General features: G+C 65.8%; 16 protein-coding genes. 4 read left to right on the top strand and 12 right to left on the bottom strand.

Annotated features, from left to right (window positions below; all coding sequences use genetic code 11):
• Positions 1 to 65: 65 nt before the first annotated feature.
• On the bottom strand, positions 66 to 1,412 hold the full coding sequence (locus HY699_07115; GenBank protein ID MBI4515569.1) for a VCBS repeat-containing protein: 1,347 nt from the start codon (positions 1,410 to 1,412) through the stop codon (positions 66 to 68).
• A gap of 369 nt (positions 1,413 to 1,781) precedes the next feature.
• On the opposite strand from HY699_07115, the gene HY699_07120 reads away from it, so the two are divergent.
• Entirely contained in the window at positions 1,782 to 2,933 is a 1,152-nt protein-coding gene (locus tag HY699_07120; GenBank protein ID MBI4515570.1) for a hypothetical protein, read from the top strand.
• 68 nt (positions 2,934 to 3,001) lie between these two features.
• Complete coding sequence (locus tag HY699_07125) at positions 3,002 to 4,318, top strand: hypothetical protein (protein ID MBI4515571.1); 1,317 nt, start codon at positions 3,002 to 3,004, stop codon at positions 4,316 to 4,318.
• A gap of 79 nt (positions 4,319 to 4,397) precedes the next feature.
• On the opposite strand, the gene HY699_07130 is transcribed toward HY699_07125, so the two are convergent.
• From HY699_07130 to HY699_07180, 11 genes are all read right to left on the bottom strand, one after another.
• On the bottom strand, positions 4,398 to 6,683 hold the full coding sequence (locus HY699_07130) for an LPS-assembly protein LptD (protein ID MBI4515572.1): 2,286 nt from the start codon (positions 6,681 to 6,683) through the stop codon (positions 4,398 to 4,400).
• Positions 6,684 to 6,698: 15 nt separating this feature from the next.
• Positions 6,699 to 8,012 carry a bifunctional folylpolyglutamate synthase/dihydrofolate synthase gene (locus HY699_07135; protein MBI4515573.1) on the bottom strand — a complete coding sequence of 438 codons (1,314 nt, stop codon included), beginning with the start codon at positions 8,010 to 8,012 and terminating at the stop codon, positions 6,699 to 6,701.
• Between the two features lie 11 nt (positions 8,013 to 8,023).
• Positions 8,024 to 8,857, bottom strand: a complete 834-nt coding sequence (locus tag HY699_07140; GenBank protein MBI4515574.1) for a tryptophan synthase subunit alpha — start codon at positions 8,855 to 8,857, stop codon at positions 8,024 to 8,026.
• 7 nt (positions 8,858 to 8,864) lie between these two features.
• Positions 8,865 to 10,064 (bottom strand): tryptophan synthase subunit beta, encoded by a 1,200-nt coding sequence (gene trpB, locus HY699_07145; protein ID MBI4515575.1) that lies wholly within the window; start codon positions 10,062 to 10,064, stop codon positions 8,865 to 8,867.
• A complete protein-coding gene (locus HY699_07150) occupies positions 10,048 to 10,656 on the bottom strand; it encodes a phosphoribosylanthranilate isomerase (protein MBI4515576.1) in 609 nt (202 codons plus the stop codon). Before HY699_07150 ends, trpB begins: the two co-directional genes overlap by 17 nt.
• Positions 10,657 to 10,676: 20 nt before the next feature.
• Positions 10,677 to 11,471, bottom strand: coding sequence for an indole-3-glycerol phosphate synthase TrpC (gene trpC, locus HY699_07155; GenBank protein MBI4515577.1), 795 nt, complete (start codon positions 11,469 to 11,471; stop codon positions 10,677 to 10,679).
• Positions 11,468 to 12,484 carry an anthranilate phosphoribosyltransferase gene (gene trpD, locus HY699_07160; GenBank protein MBI4515578.1) on the bottom strand — a complete coding sequence of 339 codons (1,017 nt, stop codon included), beginning with the start codon at positions 12,482 to 12,484 and terminating at the stop codon, positions 11,468 to 11,470. The genes trpC and trpD overlap by 4 nt, the downstream gene beginning before the upstream one ends.
• 94 nt (positions 12,485 to 12,578) lie before the next feature.
• On the bottom strand, positions 12,579 to 13,154 hold the full coding sequence (locus HY699_07165) for an aminodeoxychorismate/anthranilate synthase component II (GenBank protein MBI4515579.1): 576 nt from the start codon (positions 13,152 to 13,154) through the stop codon (positions 12,579 to 12,581).
• Positions 13,155 to 13,169: 15 nt separating this feature from the next.
• Positions 13,170 to 14,642 (bottom strand): anthranilate synthase component I, encoded by a 1,473-nt coding sequence (gene trpE, locus HY699_07170; GenBank protein MBI4515580.1) that lies wholly within the window; start codon positions 14,640 to 14,642, stop codon positions 13,170 to 13,172.
• A gap of 91 nt (positions 14,643 to 14,733) precedes the next feature.
• Complete coding sequence (locus HY699_07175; GenBank protein MBI4515581.1) at positions 14,734 to 15,429, bottom strand: SPOR domain-containing protein; 696 nt, start codon at positions 15,427 to 15,429, stop codon at positions 14,734 to 14,736.
• Between the two features lie 45 nt (positions 15,430 to 15,474).
• Positions 15,475 to 17,130 (bottom strand): arginine--tRNA ligase, encoded by a 1,656-nt coding sequence (locus HY699_07180; GenBank protein MBI4515582.1) that lies wholly within the window; start codon positions 17,128 to 17,130, stop codon positions 15,475 to 15,477.
• Positions 17,131 to 17,467: 337 nt separating this feature from the next.
• On the opposite strand from HY699_07180, the gene HY699_07185 reads away from it, so the two are divergent.
• A complete protein-coding gene (locus HY699_07185; GenBank protein MBI4515583.1) occupies positions 17,468 to 17,773 on the top strand; it encodes a hypothetical protein in 306 nt (101 codons plus the stop codon).
• 12 nt (positions 17,774 to 17,785) lie between these two features.
• Positions 17,786 to 18,484: a hypothetical protein gene (locus HY699_07190; GenBank protein ID MBI4515584.1), complete on the top strand. Its 699-nt coding sequence runs from the start codon at positions 17,786 to 17,788 to the stop codon at positions 18,482 to 18,484.
• Positions 18,485 to 18,592: the final 108 nt, after the last annotated feature.

The raw sequence follows: 18,592 nt of genomic DNA on the forward strand, positions 1-18,592 counted from the left end.
TTACAGAATACAGACGACTACTGTGAGCGCGCGGACGGCAGCGATAGCGCCGGCGCGCAGCGTACTCAACGGCTGATGCGCCCGCGCCAGACCTCGATGGAGCCGAAGCGGCCACGCTCTGGCCCTTGGGACTTGGGGTCGAGCTTGGCTTTCGGGTCGAACTTGGTGTCGGCTTTCTGGTCGCCCGCCTTCTTGGCTGCGTCTTTCTTGCCGCCAGTGCGGTATGTCGGCGAAAGCACGTCGCCGAAAGCTACACCGATATCGAGGACGCCGTCGCGATCGACATCGGCCAAGCCGACACCCCAGGTTCGCTCGCGACCAGTCAGCGGCAGCGTAGTGGTTTCCACCAGCTTCCAGTTGCCCTGGCCGTCACCCAAGAACGGGAACACGCCGTAGACGCCGCCGATTTCCTCCAGATTAGTCTTACCGGCGACGACTAGGTCGGTCTTGCCGTCGTTGTTCAGATCGCCAAAGGCGACGCCGAGCGCGTTCATCGGCATCAAGCCGGTGCTCGACACTTTCCACTTGCCGTTGTCCCAGAGAAACACCTCTATCCCCGGCACCGCACTGGAAGCGGCCAAGTCCAGCTTGCCGTCTCCGTTCACGTCGCCAAGGGCGATCCCAAACATGTACAACCCGTGCACGTCGGGAGCCGGCAGACCTTCTGAGCCTTCGCGGAAGCCCCCTTTGCCGTTGCCGAGCCACACCCGCGGGCCGGCAGAGTAGGCCGCGGCGATATCCAGATTACCGTCGCCGTCGACGTCACCCACCGCCAGCGCATTACCCCACTCGTTTTGAGGCAACCCTTCGGTTCGTTCCCGCCACGTTCCCTTACAATCGCCGCGGAAGGTGCGAATACCCTCCTCGGACGCGGCGATAACAACCAGATCGGCGCAGCCGTCTTTATCGAAATCACCGATGGCGACATCCTCGCATCCGATGGTCGGCAAACCGGATGAGGCGGCCTTCCAATTGCCGGCTCCGTCGCCGAGGAAGACGTATACCCCCTTGCAGTGATCGGCAACGGCTACGTCCGTCTTGCCGTCGTTGTTGATGTCGGCGAACTCCACGCCGCCGCCGCAGAAGGTCTCGCGCGGCAGTCCGTTCGAAGCGTCGGTCCAGTGACCTTTGCCGTCGCCAGCGAAAATGAACGGGCCATCGGCCAAACGGGTGACAAAGCCAATGTCCGGATTGCCGTCGCCATTGATGTCGCCGAAGCTGATCTGCGACTTGAAGATCTTGCCGCTGGGCAACCCCTGGCGGGCCGGTTCGTAGGTCAGCGGCGACGACACCGCCACCGGGGCCGCGGGCTCGGCGGGCGCTGTCGCCGGCACTGGCCGAGTTGCCTGACACCCCGCGATCAGCCCTAGAGCTACCGCCGCGCACAGCAGTTGCGTTCTCGATTCCGTCATGATCCCAAACCTCCCCCGTTTCGCGTGTGCCGTATATGACCGCCGAGCGCGGCAAATATTCGGAGTGCCAAAAAAACGTGCCGTCCTGTACCAGAGCGATTCCGCAGCGTCAAGGACGCCCGCGCCGGCACTCCGGCCCCGCCAGCCGGGGCGGAATCGCCGTATTTTTGAAGACTTCCGTCGCTCGATTGGGCAATAATCGGCCATTTTCCGCTTGACAACATAGACCGCTTCAAGTATCTCAACGGCGCTTCCCGCCCACTTGCGTGAAGGGGTGGCGGTAGGCGCTCGCAGGCATCGGCTTGCGGGCTGGGTGGTCAGGGCTCAGGGTGAGCGGTTAGTTTCTCCGCAACGGAAAGGAGAAAGAAGATGAGTTCTCGATTGGGGAAGCGGCGACTGGCGGGTCTGGCTGTAACGCTGGCGACGGCGCTCCTAGTAACAACGGCGGGACGCGCCAAGGCGGCGGACCCCCTGACGAATTCCGGGGTCACCGTGGATCAGCCGGGCGCGATTCTCGTGTTCCCCAAGGTGGTGTACAAGGCGAACCCGACCACCGGTGAGGTTCGTGACACCATCATCCAAGTTGCCAACACCTTCAATTCCGCGGTGCGGGCGCGTTGCTTTTACGTCAACGCTCAGCTGACGAATCCAACGCAGCCATTTCACCCCACCCTGAATCCGCGGCTGTGGCAGGAGACTGATTTCTCCATTCTCCTAACCCGCCAGCAGCCGACGCACTGGGTGGCCAGCCTCGGCCGGCCGGTTAATCCCGGGGACCCGCTGGGTTCGGGCAACGCCGGACTCGATCCAGGTGGGGTGCCGCCGGTGACGCTGGGCTTCGAGGGCGAGTTGCGCTGCGTTACGGTCGACAACAGCGACGCGGCCCTGGGCGCCAACTACCTCAAGGGTGAGGCGACCCTGCGCAGTAGCACTTACGACGTGTCCAACTACAACGCCATCGCAATCCGCGGCGGAGAGTTAGCACCCGAAAACCCAACCGAATTGTGGCTAGACGAAATCGGTAAAGATACCGGCCTGCATTACAACTCTTGCCCCGACACCCTCCTGCTCGACTTCATTGCCTTTGGCGAGCCGGACCCCGTCGTCTCGGACCTCGGGCTGTGTACCGCTCCGGCGGATTGCGCGGTTGAGACTACCTTGACCCTGGTGCCGTGCAGTGCCGACTTCGAGAACGTGCAGGGCGGCAGCGCCGTCGTCAACTTCGACATCACCAACGAGTTTGAAGAGCGCCTCTCGCGCGACGGTGTGCCGGTGGACTGCTGGCTGGATTCCCCGTTGAATGCTCTGGGCAGCAACGCGTTCAATGCTGGGGTTCTCGGCTCCATCACCGGCTTCGCTCGCATTACGCCGGCCTCAGGCTCCGGTGGCATACTGGGGATTGCCGAAGAAACCCGCTCCGATTCCGCAGCCAGCCTTGGGCGGGCCGCATTCAGCCTGCAACACGAAGGCTCTCGTGCCGCCTCGGAAGCCCCCGATGTCATCGTCCTCTCTGCACCGTGATCGGTGACGCTGAGAGCGGGAGTGGACCAGACGGACTTTGTCCAGCGGTGAGGAAAAGGAGACAAGCGATGAGCACGAACAAGGGGCTTAGGCGGCGGGTGGTGTTGGGGATCGTGGCAGGGATGGTGGCGACAGCCGGAATGGCCCGCGCGGATGTGGTGACGGACCAGGCCGCAGCTATCCTGGTGTTCCCCAAGATCAAGGTCGATACCGCCGGCACGCCGGCAACCGACACGATCGTACAGGTCACAAATACCTCGCCCTTCCTATCGAAGGCACACTGCTTCTACGTAAACGCCAATTCCCATTGCAGCAACGCAAACCCACCGGCTGTCCCGCTCACCTGCCTCAGCAACGCCGATTGCAATCCCGGTGGGCTCACCGGTGGTGTCTGCGTGCCCGGCTGGAACGAGCGTGACTTCCAACTCACTTTGACCAAGCGCCAGCCGCTGTCGTGGCGCGCCAGCCAAGGGCTCGCCAATCCCTGCCCCGCCGGTTACAGCAACGATGATTGTAGCGGTTCCTACGTGCCCCTTAGCGGCGGGCGGGTCTCTCGCGACGGTCAGAGCAACGGCGACACCAAGGTGCCGCCAGTCGAAGAGAACCCCTTCATCGGCGAACTCAAGTGCGTGCAGGTCGACATCGGCACGGATCAGCCGATCGATCGCAACGACCTCAAGGGCGAGGCGACCATCGTCTCGACCACTGACGTCGGGGGAGTCGACGCCAGTAAATACAACGCGGTCGGCATTCAGGCCATCGAGGGGGCGCAGGACGGCGACCCGGCAACACTGCGCCTCGGCGGACCGGACCCCGAGTACAACGCCTGCCCGCGCATCAACTTGCTCGATCACTTCTTCGATAGCTTCGATGAGCTGGACGCCGCTGGTGGCGTAGGCACCCATAATGACGGCACTGGCGCCGCCAGTGTGGTCGAGCGGGTCGCGACCGATATCGTCGTCATCCCCTGCAGCGAGGACTTCCTCAACCAAGACCCCACATTCGGCGCCGCCATTCTGCAGTTCCTGATTTACAACGAGTTCGAGCAGCGCTTCTCCACCGCCACTCGGGTCAACTGCTTCAAGGAAGTCCAGCTGTCAGACATCGACACCCGCTTCGGGGTGGCTGACAACAACGGGTCGATATTCAACGCCGCGGTGCAAGGGACGCTCACCGGTCAGACGCGCATTCGGCCGGTAGTCGGCAGCTCCCGCGCCAACCGAGTGTTGATCCTGGCCCAGGAGCGCTGGCGCACGGGCGGCGGGCCTCTGGAATACATGAGCACGGCGCGTAACGTGCAAACCATCCAAGAAGTCAACCCAAACGAACCGCCGGACATGATCCTGCTGACTTGCCCGGACGGCTCCGCGCCGCCGTGCTTCTAGGCCGAACTGTTTAACGCAAGCAAAAAGGCCGGGAGGAATACCTCCCGGCCTTTTTTTCGCCCAGTGCCCGTTGCCGGTGCTAGCGTGAAGTTGCGGGCCGCAGCTCGCCGGCCGAGCCCAGCCCGACTAGCGTGAATTGCACCCGGGCCTCGACTTCCTCCGGGTTTGACTTGTCCACCACGGCGAACTCAAAGCCCCAGCAGTCACATTGCGACAAGAGCCGGACACCGAAGTAGTTCTCGAGAAAGCGGTTGTTCTGCACATCAACGCGGCCGGCGTAAACAAAGCCCAACGTGTCGGTGAGGCGCAATTGCACCGTGCTGTCGATTTGCTGCAGTAGACTGCGGGTAATGAACCGATAGGTCACCCCCAGTGCGTTGCGGGTCTCCAGGCGCACGGAATCATCGCTGTCAGCTCGGCCCGCGCCGCGCACGCGAAAGCCGACACTGGCCGACGACACATCCGCCACGCTGGTGTCATAGTCCGTATGCGCCCGCAGCGACAGCGCCGAACTGGGCTGCACCCGCAGGCCCAGAGCCACGTCGGAAAAATGGTCGGCCGTGCCGGCCGTGCCCTGTCCTGTCACCGGCTCGATCTCGCGCTCAGTGTCAAAGCTCTGCGTCAGCGACAATCGCGCCAGTTCCGCAACGCTGTTTGCCGACACGTTCCGCGCGGCAGAGCCGGGCGCCGCGGCTACGGTTGCAGCGGGCTCCGGCGCGTGTTTGGCCAGCAGGCGGCTCACCACACCGTAGGTGAAGAGGCTTCGCCGATTATCGCGGTCTTCGCCGTCGAAGACCGGTAACTCGTCCTGGTCGACGCCGGGCACGAACGTGTACTCGACCAATGGCTCGATGGTGTGCTTGAGCTTGCTGACTCCCATGTGCTCGAAGGCATAGACGCGGCTGAGCGAGGTACCGGCCTCGGCGCTGAGATGGAACAGCTCGCGCGTTCGATTCGCCGGTAAACGAACGAACTGGCCAGGCTGTGTTCCGTTGAGGCCATCTGCCGATTCGGTTTGCGTCAGATGATAGGCGGTTTCACGCAAGCCCGCCCGCACCGAACCAAAGAACCCTGCTCCCAGCGGGAGCGGCAGCGCAGCTTCGGGATGAACATCGAGACGCAGACCGTCGATGCCGTCGCGGCGCTGGAAATCCGAGCCGCTCACGTTCATTTGGGCCAACAGCCGGCCGCCGAATACCTGCTGTCCCCACCACTCCACGTCCGGGAGCCGTTGCACGGTCAGGCCATCGCGCTCGACCAGATCCTGGTAAAAGGTGCCCTGCACGCGCAGTGCCGAACGCTGCCACGATTGCAGCGCGCCGACGCGCGAAGCGGTGAACGGCAGCGTCCGAATCGCGACATCGCGCGAGCGGTCGAAAGTGAAGGTGTTGATTTCGCGCAGAAAGGAATCGTCGCCCGTCAAGAACAGATCAGCGTAGACCTTGGCCGAGCCGATCCCATTGGTGTGCTCGGCAACCAAGCTCCAGCGATCGTTCGGGATGTCCGGGTCGGCGATGTTGCGGCGCACCGTCTTAGTGCTGGCGCCGCGAAAGAACTCGTTGAAGTACGAAGGGCTGATCTCACCGGCGAAGTCGCGGCTCAACGCGTAACGGTACTCGCCCACCAGGCCGGTGCGCGCCCCGGTTTCGAAGTCGGCCGCAAGGGTTAGATCCTGGCTGCGATTGATCGCCCAGTAGAATGGCGCCAGCACCTGAAACCCACGCCGGCTCGAGGCACTGAAGCGGGGCAATAGAAGACCCGACTGCCGTTCTCGGCTGACCGGAAAGGCCGCGCGTGGCACATAGAATATCGGCACGTCGAGGATGTTGAACGTTGCGCCGCGCGCGGAGCCGTAGCCGCCCAGTGCTACCTCCACTTCCTTACCGGCAATGCTCCAGCTCGGTGCGCCTTCGTCGCATTGGCAGGTGGTGAACTTGCCGTTCTCGATGCGGTAGCTCTGCCCCAGCCCCTTCTCGATCAGGTCGCCACTCAAGGAGTAGCGCAAGCGGTTGGATTTCACCGAGCCCTGCCTCAGCACACCGGTTTCCTCGTCCAGGTTGAGCCGTAACTCCTGGGCGAAAAGCACGCCCTCGGGGTCGCTCACCGCCACGCCGCCGGTGGCGAAGACCTCGTTAGTGCTGCGATTAACGCGCACGGTTTCGGCGCGGACTTCGGTTTCTCCGCGCTTGATCACCACGCCGCCCCGCGCCGTGACGGTGTTGCTGGGTTGGTCGTACGACAGCGCCTCGGCGTCGATGGCGATTTCCTCGCCGCTACCATCACCCAACGCCGGCAGCTGCGCTCGCGCCGGGGCGCCGAGCGTTGCTGCAATCAGCCCGGCAGCCACCAGCCGGCGCATGCGCATGCCTACCGTCTCCGCCTAGGGATATGCCGGCACCGGCAGCTGCGGTCGCGGTGCAGCTGCGCCCGAGACCGCGCCCACCAGATACAACGAACCCGTCACCAGCACCGCTGCATCCGGCGGGACGCGCGCGAGTATTGCCGCTAGCGCTGCGCGCGGATCACTGATGGTTTCAACCGGGCAGAAACGCCTGAATTCGGCTGCCACCCGTTCGGGCGGCTCGCCCCGCGGAGGGAGCACCGAGGTAACGGTCGCCGAGCGCACCACTGGCCCGAGCCGCTCCACCATCGCGTGCCAGTGCTTGTCCCGCATCACCGCAAACAGCAGGTGCAGCGGCCGCGCGCCGATCAGCACCGGCAGCTCAGCCACCACCGTGGCGATCCCGTCCTCGTTGTGCGCGCCGTCAAGAATCAACAGCGGTGCGGTCGAAACCACCTCGAGCCGGCCGGGCCAGCGCACGCCCGCCAAGCCGGCTCGCACCGCATCGGCGGTCACCCCAAAGCGCTCACGCACGCTGGCGGCTGCTGCCAGAGCGGTTGCGGCATTCTCGATCTGGAAGCGCCCGCGCAGGCCCAGCTTGATGCCGGCAACATCCCAGCCCAGGCCACGAAGCCGCAGCGTTCCGGTTCCGCCCACCTCGATCGCCTCGCTGGCATCAACCAGCGAAGCGCCTCTTTGCGCGGCGAGGTCGCGCAGCACCTGTTTGGCGGCAGCCGGCATCCGGCCGATGACAACCGGGCGGCCCGGCTTGATGATGCCGCCCTTCTCTGCCGCAATCGCCGTTATCGTATCGCCGAGATACTCCTGGTGATCACGCCCAATCGTGGTGATCACCGCCGCCTCCGGGTCGATCACGTTGGTGGCGTCCAGACGACCACCGAGTCCGACTTCGATCACCGCGCAATCCACCGCGCGGCGGGCGAAGGCGAGGAGGCCGATCGCGGTGACGAACTCGAAGAAGGTCAACTCGATTCCCCGAATCGTGGCCGCGCTGTGGATCTCGCGGGTGTAGGCCACGACCTCGGTTTCGCTGATCTCCTCGCCGCCGATGCGAATCCGCTCGGTGAAGCGCAGCAGGTGCGGCGAGGTGTAGAGGCCGACCCGATGCCCCGCCGCCTGCAGGATGGCGTGCAGCATCGCCGCCACCGACCCCTTGCCGTTGGTGCCGGCGACATGGAGGCAGGGGTACTGGTGCTGGGGATCACCGAGCGCGCGCAAGGCCAAGGCCACACGCTCGAGCTTGAAATCCATGCCGCGCGCCGCTTCGAGGCGATACAACCAGGCGAGGGTGTCGCTGTACTCGCTCATTGCCGTACGAATGCCTACCGCCAACAGCGCCGCCGTCAAAGTGATCCGGTGGCGCTTTGCGGTGCTTGGCCACGACGCGTCGCCGCCTTGAGGCGGCCGATAAAATCTGCCACCTGGTCTACGAGATCGGCAGCACCCCCGCGCTCCTCGACGATGCGCATTATGGCCGAGCCCACTACCACCGCGTCGGCAAACTCAGCCACCGCCGCGGCTTGCGCTGGTGAGCTGATGCCAAAGCCGACTCCGACCGGGAGCCGCGTCTGGCGCTTCACCTTCTCAACCATGAGCCGCACCTCGGCGGGATCGATGGGGCGCACCCCAGTGACGCCGGTGACCGAGACGTAGTACACGAACCCGCGCGCGTGTCCCAAGACTTTGCGCATACGGGCGGCGTCGCTGGTGGGTGCCAGTAAGTGGATGATGTCGATCCCGGCGGCATCGGTGTGGCGGCGCAGCTCGGCATCTTCTTCCGGCGGCAGATCTACTACCAGCACGCCGTCAACGCCGACCGCCGCCGCATCGCGGGCAAAGCGCTCCGGGCCATAGCGAAAGATCGGGTTGTAGTAGCCGAACAGCACCACCGGCACGACCAGGGCGTGCTGCCGCAGTTCGTGCACCAACTCCAGCACCCGCGGCAACGACACGTTCTGCACCAAGGCGCGCTGCGCCGAGCGCTGCAGCACTGGCCCGTCAGCCGTCGGATCGGAAAACGGCACGCCCAGTTCGATCAAATCCGCCCCCGCCTCCTGCGCGGCCAGCACCAGCGCCCGCGTTCGTCCCATGTCGGGATCACCGGCCATGATGAATGGGATGAGCGCCGCCTCGCCGCGCGCGCGCACGGCGGCGAACCGCTCCGCGATACGACTCATGAGCGGCTCACTCTCCCAGCGTCACACCGAGATAGGACGCGACCGTGTTCATGTCCTTGTCGCCACGGCCGGAGAGGTTGACGATAATGATCTGCTCGCGGCTCAAGCTCGGCGCCAACTGGGCGGCGTAGGCAATCGCATGCGCGCTTTCGAGCGCCGGAATGATGCCCTCGCTTTCCGCCAGTAAGCGCAAGGCGTCGACCGCCTGCTGGTCGTTGACCGCGACATAGGCCGCCCGGCCGGTGTCTTTCAGGTAGGCGTGCTCAGGGCCGACACCGGGGTAATCCAAGCCCGCTGAGATCGAGTGCGCGGGGCGGACTTGCCCGAGTTCGTCCACCAGCACATAGGTCTTCTTGCCGTGTAAGACCCCGACCTGTCCCGCGCTGATCGAGGCCGCGTGGCGGCCGCTGTCGAGCCCCTCGCCACCGGCTTCAACTCCCACCATCTTGACCTCGGCGTCGTCCAGAAAGGGATGAAACAGACCCATGGCATTGCTGCCGCCGCCGACACAGGCGATCAGGTAATCCGGCAGCCGGCCTTCGCGCTGGCGGATTTGGCGGCGGGCTTCGAGGCCAATGACCGACTGGAAGTCGCGGACGATCATGGGGTAGGGATGCGCCGACATGGTTGAGCCGACCAAGTAGTAGGTTGTGTCGACATTGGTGACCCAGTCGCGCAGCGCCTCGTTGATGGCATCCTTGAGCGTGCAACTGCCGCTTGCCACCGGGTGCACGGCGGCGCCCAACAGCTTCATGCGAAAGACGTTCAGCGACTGGCGCTGCACGTCTTCGCTGCCCATGAACACCTCGCAGCGCAGCCCCAGCAGCGCGCACACCGTGGCGGTAGCCACCCCGTGTTGGCCGGCGCCGGTTTCGGCGATGATGCGCGCCTTGCCCATACGTCGCGCCAGCAGCGCCTGGCCGAGGGCGTTGTTGATCTTGTGCGAGCCGGTGTGACAGAGGTCCTCGCGCTTGAGATAGATCTTGGCGCCGCCCAGCTTCTCGCTCAGCCGCGCGGCCAAGTACAGCGGCGTAGGCCGGCCGGCGTAATCGGCCAGCTGCGACTTCAGGTCGCGGTGGAAATCGGCATCCCGCCGCAGCCGGCGGTAGGCCGCCTCGAGCTCCAGCAGCGCCGGCATGAGTGTCTCAGCGACGTAGCGGCCACCGTAGACACCAAAGTGGCCGTGCGCATCAGGCAGTCTGTGCATTCGCAATGAACCTTCGTACCAGTTCCGGGTCCTTCACTCCCGGGCGCGTTTCCACCCCGCTAGCCACATCCACCGCCAGCGGCCGCACCAGCCGCACCGCTGCCGCCACGTTCTCCGGCGTTAGCCCGCCGGCCAGAATCAGCCGCGAGCGATCGCAGCCAGCGCTCAGCTCCCAGGCAAAGCGCCGGCCGGTACCGCCGGCCTGGCCCTCCACATAGGCATCTAGCAGGACGAAATCAACGTCATAGGCGGCCGCGGCCGCAAGTGCGGCGGCGTCGCGCACGCGCAGGGCTTTGATGACCTTGAGCGGCCAACCGCGGCAATCAGCCGGCGATTCGTCGCCGTGGAACTGCAACGCTCGCAGGCCCACCGCCCGCGCGATCTCGGCCACCCGCGCCCGGGCTTCGTTCACGAACACACCCACGGCACAGACCTGCGGCGGCAGCGCCGCTACGATCGCCCGCGCCGCCTCGGGGTCGAGGCAGCGAGGGCTCGGCGGGTAGAAGTTCAGCCCGATCGCCGCCGCGCCCGCCGCCGCCGCGTGCAGCGCGTCCGCGACATTGGTGATCCCGCAGATCTTCACTTTGACCATCAGAGCAGTCTTGCGCGCGCTCAGCGTCTCGGCGCCGGCTCGCGCTTGCGGCCGCGCAGCTCGTCGAGCTTGGCGCCCGGGTCGGGGGCGCGCATGCAAGCTTCGCCGATGAGAAACGCCTGCGCCCCTGCCCGCAGCAATCGCTCAACGTCGGCCCGCGTCTCGATGCCGCTCTCGGCCACCACGATGGTGCCGGCAGGAATCAGCGGCAACAGCCGCTCGCTGGTCGTCAACGAGGTACGAAAGCTGTGCAGGTCGCGGTTGTTGATGCCGATGAGCCGCGGCTTCACTCGCAGTGCACTTTCGAGCTCAGCTTCATCGTGCACTTCAACCAAGGCCTCGAGCCCCAGTGCCAGCGCCTGGGCGTGGAGGTCGGCGAGCAGGCTGCGGTCGAGCGCGGCGACGATGAGCAGAACGGCATCGGCCCCGCAGGCGCGCGCCTCGAGCAGTTGAAACGGCTCGATCACGAAGTCCTTTTGCAACAGCGGCAGGGTGACTGCGGCGCGGATTGCGGCGAGATAGTCGAGGCGGCCTTGGAAGAAGCGCTCGTCGGTCAGCACCGAGATGGCCGCCGCCGCATGGGCGGCGTAACAGCGCGCGATTGCGACCGGATCGAAATCGGCGCGGATTAGGCCTTTCGAGGGCGACGCCCTCTTGACTTCAGCGATGATGGCGCCCGGGGGCTGCAGCGCGCCGGCAAAGTCGCGCCGGGCGGCGTGGAACAACGGCTGGTCACGTAGCGCCTCTGGCGGTGTAGCGCGCCGGCGGGCGCTCACCTCAATGCGTTTATGTGCCAGGATGTCGTCGAGAATCATGCTTGCGTAAACCGCACCAGCGCCTCGAGCTTGGCCCGCGCGCGGCCGCTAGCCACTGCCTCACGCGCCAGCGCCAGCCCCGCGCGCACGCTCGGGGCGCGATCGCCGGCGTAGATGGCGGCGGCGGCGTTGAGCAGCACCACCTCGAGCCGCGGCCCGGGGGTGCCGTCGAGCACCTGTCGCAGGATCTCCCCGGCCGCTGCCGCGGTCGCGGCGCCGCGCAGGTCGGTCAGATAACAGCGCGCCAGCCCGCATTCCTCGGGAGTCAGCCGGAACGAGCGCACCTGGCCCCCATGCCACTCGGCCACGGTCGTGCCCGCTGCCAGCGAGATTTCATCGAGACCATCATCGCTGTGCACCACCAGCGCGTGCGCGCTGCCGAGCTCACCGAGAGCGTATGCCAGCGGTTCGACCCACTCGGGCGCGAACACGCCCACCACTTGATGACGTGCCCCGGCCGGGTTCGACAACGGGCCGAGCAGGTTGAACAACGTGCGCACGCCGAGTTCGCGGCGCGGGCCGGCGGCATACTTCATCGCCGGGTGAAACACCTGTGCGAACAGAAAGCCGATGCCGACCTCATCGATGCAGGCGGCCACCCGCTCCGGCGCGAGATCGAGATTGACCCCGCAAGCTTCGAGCACGTCAGCGCCGCCGACGCTGCCTGACATCGCCCGGTTGCCGTGTTTGGCCACGGTCAAGCCGGCCCCCGCCACCACGAACGCGGTTGCGGTCGAGATGTTGAAGGTGCCGCTACGATCGCCGCCGGTGCCGCAGGTATCGACCACCACCGCCGCGCGCGGCTGGATGCGTCTGGCCTCGGAGCGCAGGGCACGCACCGCGCCGGTAATCTCGTCGACCGTCTCGCCCTTCATGCGCAGCGCCACCAGCAGCCCGCCGATCTGCGCCGGCGTCGCCTGCCCCTGTATGATCGCGCGCATCACCGCTTCCATCTCCGCCGCCTCGAGGTGGCGGCGCTCGACCACTCGGGCGATTGCGTCCCGCAGTTCCATCTGACTACGCCCTCGCTCTACCGGCAACGCCGGCACCGTGCATGACCACAAGCTCCCGCTGACCGCCGCGCTGCTGCTGTGACGAATTGCCGTCCTATTGCCGTCGCGCCAGCAGCAGGAAATTCTTCAGCAGCACCTTGCCTTCGATGGTTAGGATCGACTCCGGATGGAATTGGATGCCTTCAACCAGCAACTGGCGATGGCGCACGCCCATGATCTCGCCTTCGGCGGTCCAGGCGCTGACTTCCAGACACTCCGGCAGCGTCTCCCGCTCGATCAGCAACGAGTGATAGCGGGTGGCCTGGAACGGATTCGGCAGCCCCCGAAATATGGTGCGGTCGTCGTGCAGGATCGGCGAGGTCTTGCCGTGCATGATGCGTGCAGCTCGCACGATGTTGCCGCCGAAAGCAGCGCCGATCGACTGGTGCCCCAGGCAGACCCCGAGCAGCGGGATGGTGCCGGCGTAGCGTTGAATCACCTCGACCGAGATGCCCGCCTCCTTCGGCGTGCATGGCCCGGGCGAGATCACGATCATCTCCGGCGCCAGTTCGGCGATCTGCGGCAGCGCCAGGGCGTTGTTGCGAAACACGCGCACCTCCTCCCCCAACTCGCCGAGGTACTGCACGAGGTTGTAGGTGAAGGAATCGAAGTTATCGATCATCAGCAGCATGGTTCAGCACCCACGTCACATCGCTTCCGCCAGGCGCAGGGCTTGCACCAGGGCGCGCGACTTATTGACGCACTCGGCGTGCTCGCGCTCGGGTACGGAATCATAGACGATGCCGGCACCGGCCTGGATGTACACCGTATTGCCGGTCACCACCAGCGTGCGGATGGCGATGCAGGTGTCCATGTTGCCCGAGAAATCGAAGTAGCCGACCGCGCCGCCGTAGACGCCGCGGCGCACCGGCTCCAGCTCTTCGATGATCTCCATCGCCCGGATCTTGGGCGCGCCGGTGAGCGTGCCGGCCGGAAAGGTGGCGCGAAAGGCGTCGAAGCAGTCGAGCCCGCCGGCGAGCTCGCCGCGAACGTTGGAAACCAGGTGCATCACGTGCGAATAACGTTCGACCGCCAGGCGGTCGGTGACCGCCACCGTGCCGATACGAGCTATGCGGCCGACATCGTTGCGCCCGAGATCGACCAGCATGATGTGCTCGGCGATCTCCTTCGGGTCGCTCACCAGTTCGCGCTCGAACTCGGCGTCTTGCTTCTCTTGGGTACCGCGCGGCCGCGTGCCGGCGATCGGCCGCACCGTCACCTCGCGCCCTTCCAGCCGCACCATCACTTCCGGTGAGGCGCCGAGCACGGTGTGGCCGCCGGTGCGCAGGAAGAACATGTAGGGCGAGGGATTCACCGTGCGCAGGCAGCGGTAGATGTTGAACGGCTGGGCCCGCAGGGGCGATTCGAAACGCTGCGCCAGCACCACCTGAATGATGTCGCCAGCGACGATGTACTCCTTGGCGCGCCGCACGATCGCCTCGTACTGCTCTTGGGTGAAGTTGGAGTCCAGCGGCGCCGCCGCCCGCGGCGCCGGCGCCGCCGGTACCGCCACCGGCTGGCGCAGCCGCTCGATCACGCGCTCCACCTTGGCGCAGGCGGCATCGTAGGCCGCCCGCAAGTCGGCGCCGCCGTCGAGATGCGCGTGCGCGACGACTTTGATCTTCTGCGCCATGTTGTCGAAGATCAGCAGCGTGTCGGCCAGCAACAAGTACAAGTCCGGCATGCCGAGGTCGGCGCGCGCTTGCTCCGGCAAGCGCTCGAAGAAGCGCACCAGGTCGTAGCCGAGGTAGCCGACCAAGCCACCGGAAAACCGCGGCAGCCCGGGCACCGGCACCGGCTGGTAGCGGTGCAGAAGGTCACGAACCGCTGCCAGCGGATCGCCGGCCGGTTGCGAGTCGGGCGGCCGGCCGGCGCGCTCAACTGTGACAATGTGGCCCTTGCTGTGCATCACCAGTTCGGGCGCCGCGCCGAGAAAGCTGTAGCGCGCCCACTTCTCGCCGCCGACGACGCTTTCAAGCAAGAAGGCGTCGCCGCCCTCGTCGATTTTGAGGAAGGCCGTAACCGGCGTCTCCAGGTCAGCGAGAATCTCGCGATAGACCGGGACCAGGTTCCCGCGCTGTGCCAGCACGCGGAACTCGTCGAACTCAGGCGTGTACATGGGAGCGACCCGGGTCAGCGCCCCTAGCTAGACGAACGTTGCAGTACGGCTCGGCCCAAGCTCGCCGGTGAGGGTGCGGGGGTTTCATTGCTCATTGCGCGGTAACGTAGGCGGCTTCTAGGTTCTCCAGCTTCTTGAGCCGCTGCTCCATTTCCTTGGCCTTGTCGTGGCTGGTGAAGCGGCCGACGCGCACGCGGTACCAGGTCTGCCCGCGCATGGGCGCTTGCAGGGTGTAGGCATCGTAGCCCTTCGCCAGCAGGCGGCGCGCCAGCGCGGTGGCTTGATTCGGGTCGGTGGTGGCGTACACCTGCACGGTCCAGCCAGCGTCGGCCCATTCCTCAGCCCGTCCGGCGCGTGCCGGCGTGGGCGAGGGCGTGGGCCGCGTTACCGCGGCGGTGGCCACTGCTGCTGCCTTTGCGGTTACGGTGGCGGTGGCCCGCTCCAGTGTCGGCGTCGCGATCGCAGCCGCCCGCAACGCCACCGTGGTCGGTACGGCGACCACCGCCGGGGCTGAGGTCACGGCGGTCGCGGCGGCAGCGGGCACAGCGGCCTTGGGCGGCGCCGGAGCCGTCGCCTCGATCTCTCCCGCCTGCCTCTCGGGCAGCATCCGCTCGGCCGGCTTGCGGACCACGCGTTCTTCTTGCGCTAGGCGGCGCTCGACCAGGTCCTTGCCGACCCAAATTCCGAACACGAAGATCAACAGCGACGCCACCAGGAAGCCCAAGGTCAGCACCAGCACGGCACCGATGCTCAAACCTGCGGAACTGCTTTTGCTCTTCTTCGGCATCGTCGTCTCCAGCCTCCAAACCCGCGCTGCCCGCCGTCGCCCGCGCTACATCGTCTCCGGCGCGCGCACCCCCAAGAGCCCCAGCCCGCTCTGCAGCACCCTTTGCACGGCGTGCGCCAGATAGAGGCGAGCGGCGCTGCGCTGGGGATCATCGGTGAGCACCCGGTGATGGTTGTAGAAGCGATGAAACTCGCTCGCCAAGTCGATCAGAAAAAAGACCACGCGGTGCGGCTCCAACGCTCGCGCCGCATCTTCTACCATATCGGTGTAGCGCGCCAGCAGTTTGACCACCGCCACGGCTTCCGCTTCGGCCAGGGTTTCGAGGTGGGCGGCGGCGGCCGGCGGGCGTGCCCCGCCGGCCGCCTGCGCTTGGCGAAAGAGGCTGCAGATGCGCGCGTGCGCATACTGGATGTAAAAGACCGGATTGTCCGCCGACTGTTTCTTGGCCAGATCGAGGTCGAACTCGAGGTGGCTGTCGGCCTTGCGGGTGAGGAAGAAGATGCGCACCACGTCGCTGCCGACCTCGTCGAGCAGTTCATCGACGGTGACGTACTCGGCGCGCCGGGTCGACATCTTCACCTGTTCGCCACCGCGAGTGAGGGTGACGAACTGATAGATGACCGGCTTGATCTTCTCGGCCGCCTGCCCCAGGGCGCGCAGGGCGACGCGGACTTCTTCGTTCTCGGCAATGTGGTCGGCACCGAGCACGTCGACGATCAAGTCGAAGCCGCGCCCCAGCTTCTGCACGTGGTAGGCAATGTCGGGCAAGCGGTAGGCGGGCTCGCCGCTCGACTTCACCAGCACCCGGTCCTTGTCGAGGCCGAGCGCCTCGCCCCTCAGCCAGACCGCGCCGTCGCGCTCGCAAGCCAGATCGCGCGCCCGCAGCTCGGCCAGCACGGCCTCGATCTGGCCTCCGGCGTAAAGCGAATCCTCGTTGAAATACACGTCGAAGCGTATACCCAGCCGCTCGAGCGTACGTTCGATATCGGCGAAGATGGCGCGCTCGGCGGCCTCCTTGAACGGGCCGCTCGCCGGCGTCTGGCGCAATTGCTCGCCGTGCTGCGCCACCAGCGTGCGGGCGATCTCGACGATATACTGGCCGCGATAGCCTTCCTCCGGCAGCGCGAGCGGGTCACCGAGCAGCTCGCAGTAGCGCGCTTTCACCGACTCGCCCAGCAGGGTCATCTGCCGGCCGGCGTTGTTGAAGTAATACTCGCGGGTGACCTGGTGGCCGGTGGCTTCCAGTAGACGGGCGATAGCGTCGCCCAGCACCGCGTTGCGGCCGTGGCCGATGGTGAGCGGCCCGGTGGGGTTGGCGCTGACGAACTCGACTTGCACGCGCTTGCCCGCCCCGAGGTCGGCAAAGCGCAGGGGCCCCTGGGCTTCGCCGATGGCGGCCAGGGTTTGTGCCCAAAACGCCGGCGAGAAGCGGAAGTTGAGGTAGCCGGGTCCCTCGATCTCGACGGCCGCCAAGATACCCTCGGGGTCGACGAGGTGGGCCTTGATGGTCTCGGCGATCTGTCGCGGTGGGCGGCGTTCGGCGCGGGCGAGCGCCAGGGCAACAGTCGAGGCCAAGTCACCGAAGGCTGGGGTCTTCGGTACTTCCAAAAGCAAAGGGGGGAGGCTCGTGGACTGCAGCGCTCCCCCCTTCATGGCTTGCGAAAGTGCGTGCTGAAGCAGCCCTTCAAGTCGGGTCTTCATCCTCCGTCCAACGATGCCAACCGGCCCCCATCTGCGCCACCATGGCAGAGCTGCTGCAAGTCTCCGTAACGAAAAGTCGGCGCGAGCTATAGCCCGCCCCTGCCCAGCGAGTCAAGGCGAGAGAAATCACAGGCGAGGAAATCAATCGGCACATGATGGCGTACCCAAGGCGTAGCAACCGGCCCGGGACGGTTCGCAGCCACCGGGTACTTTTTCCCGCCGGAGCGAGGCATCTTTCCCCCGCTGCCGGGGCGATATCCCGATGGTGCATGCGGCTGCCGCGATTTATGAATAGGACCGGATGGAACGAGAACCAAAACCCACAGGAGGTGCAATAATGACTCGCTATCACGGCAACGAAGTGGTCAAGGCCGGCTTCTATTGGAGCCCGGCGCGCTGGGAGATCGTACCGATCGCCAAAGGCGGCGGCATGCTGCCCGGAACCGCGGATAACCGCTACATCCGGCTCCCCCTGCTGCTGCTGATGGCTGTGGGGCCGTTTATGGGCGCGCTGTACGTTATGTTCCTGCCGCTCCTCGGGTTCGCCATGCTGTTCGGGTTCGGTGGGAAGAAGCTCTACGGTGCCGTCCGGAACATCGCCGGCAACCCGGCAAGGACCGCCGAGGCGGAACAGGAGAACTGAGGCGTCGGTGGTATGACGGAAATGCCGCTAGGCATCTATTTGCCGTCCGTTATTGGGGGCGAGCCTAGCGGCTGGCTTCGCGGCGCACTGGAACGGCCGTTGCTGTTCGTTGCGCCGATGCACCGGGAAGCCGAGGCCATCAAGCGGAAGCAAACGTTTCTGTTCTGTCGCTACGTCCTGATTCTCGCCACCGGGGCCTTGGCGTTCATCGAAGTCAACGGCGAGGTTTCACCCGCGCCGGTGGCTGTGGTTATGGTTCTGGCGATTCTTTCCAACGTGGTGCTCGGCCAGGTGTCGCCGTTTGCTTTCTTCGATGCCTGGACCCAAGCGCCGGTGCTGGTTTCCGATACCGCGATGATCTCGGCCTGTTTGGTGCTGACCCGCGCCAGCCAGGAATTCTTCTTTTTCTTCTTCTTTGTGCTGATCATGGCGGCGAAACTGGAGAACCTTTCGGTGCTCGCTGCCGGCGCGGCGCTCATCGGCTTGGCCAGTTTTCTTACCACCGATCTGAGCGCCGGTTGGATCTCGCCGGCGCTGATGCGAATCCCGTTCTTCTTCGCCACCGGTATCTTCTTCGGCTACGTGGTGCTGCCCGAGCGTACTGGGCAGATGCAGGGCTTTAGTCGCCCCCGCGGTCCGTCGTACATCCGCCCGCCGGCCCCGCGGGTGACCAAGCGCCCGTCCGTCGGCGAGTCCGCGCTCCGGATCTAGCCCACCGGCATTGGCGCCCCGGCGCCGTTGACCGATCTCGGACTATGGCGGCGCAACTCGCTGCCGCCGATCTGAAGCAGCTACGCGCCGAGGTGGTCAGCTATCGTC

It is taken from the genome of Deltaproteobacteria bacterium, assembly GCA_016210005.1.
GTDB lineage: Bacteria > Desulfobacterota > Binatia > HRBIN30 > JACQVA1 > JACQVA1.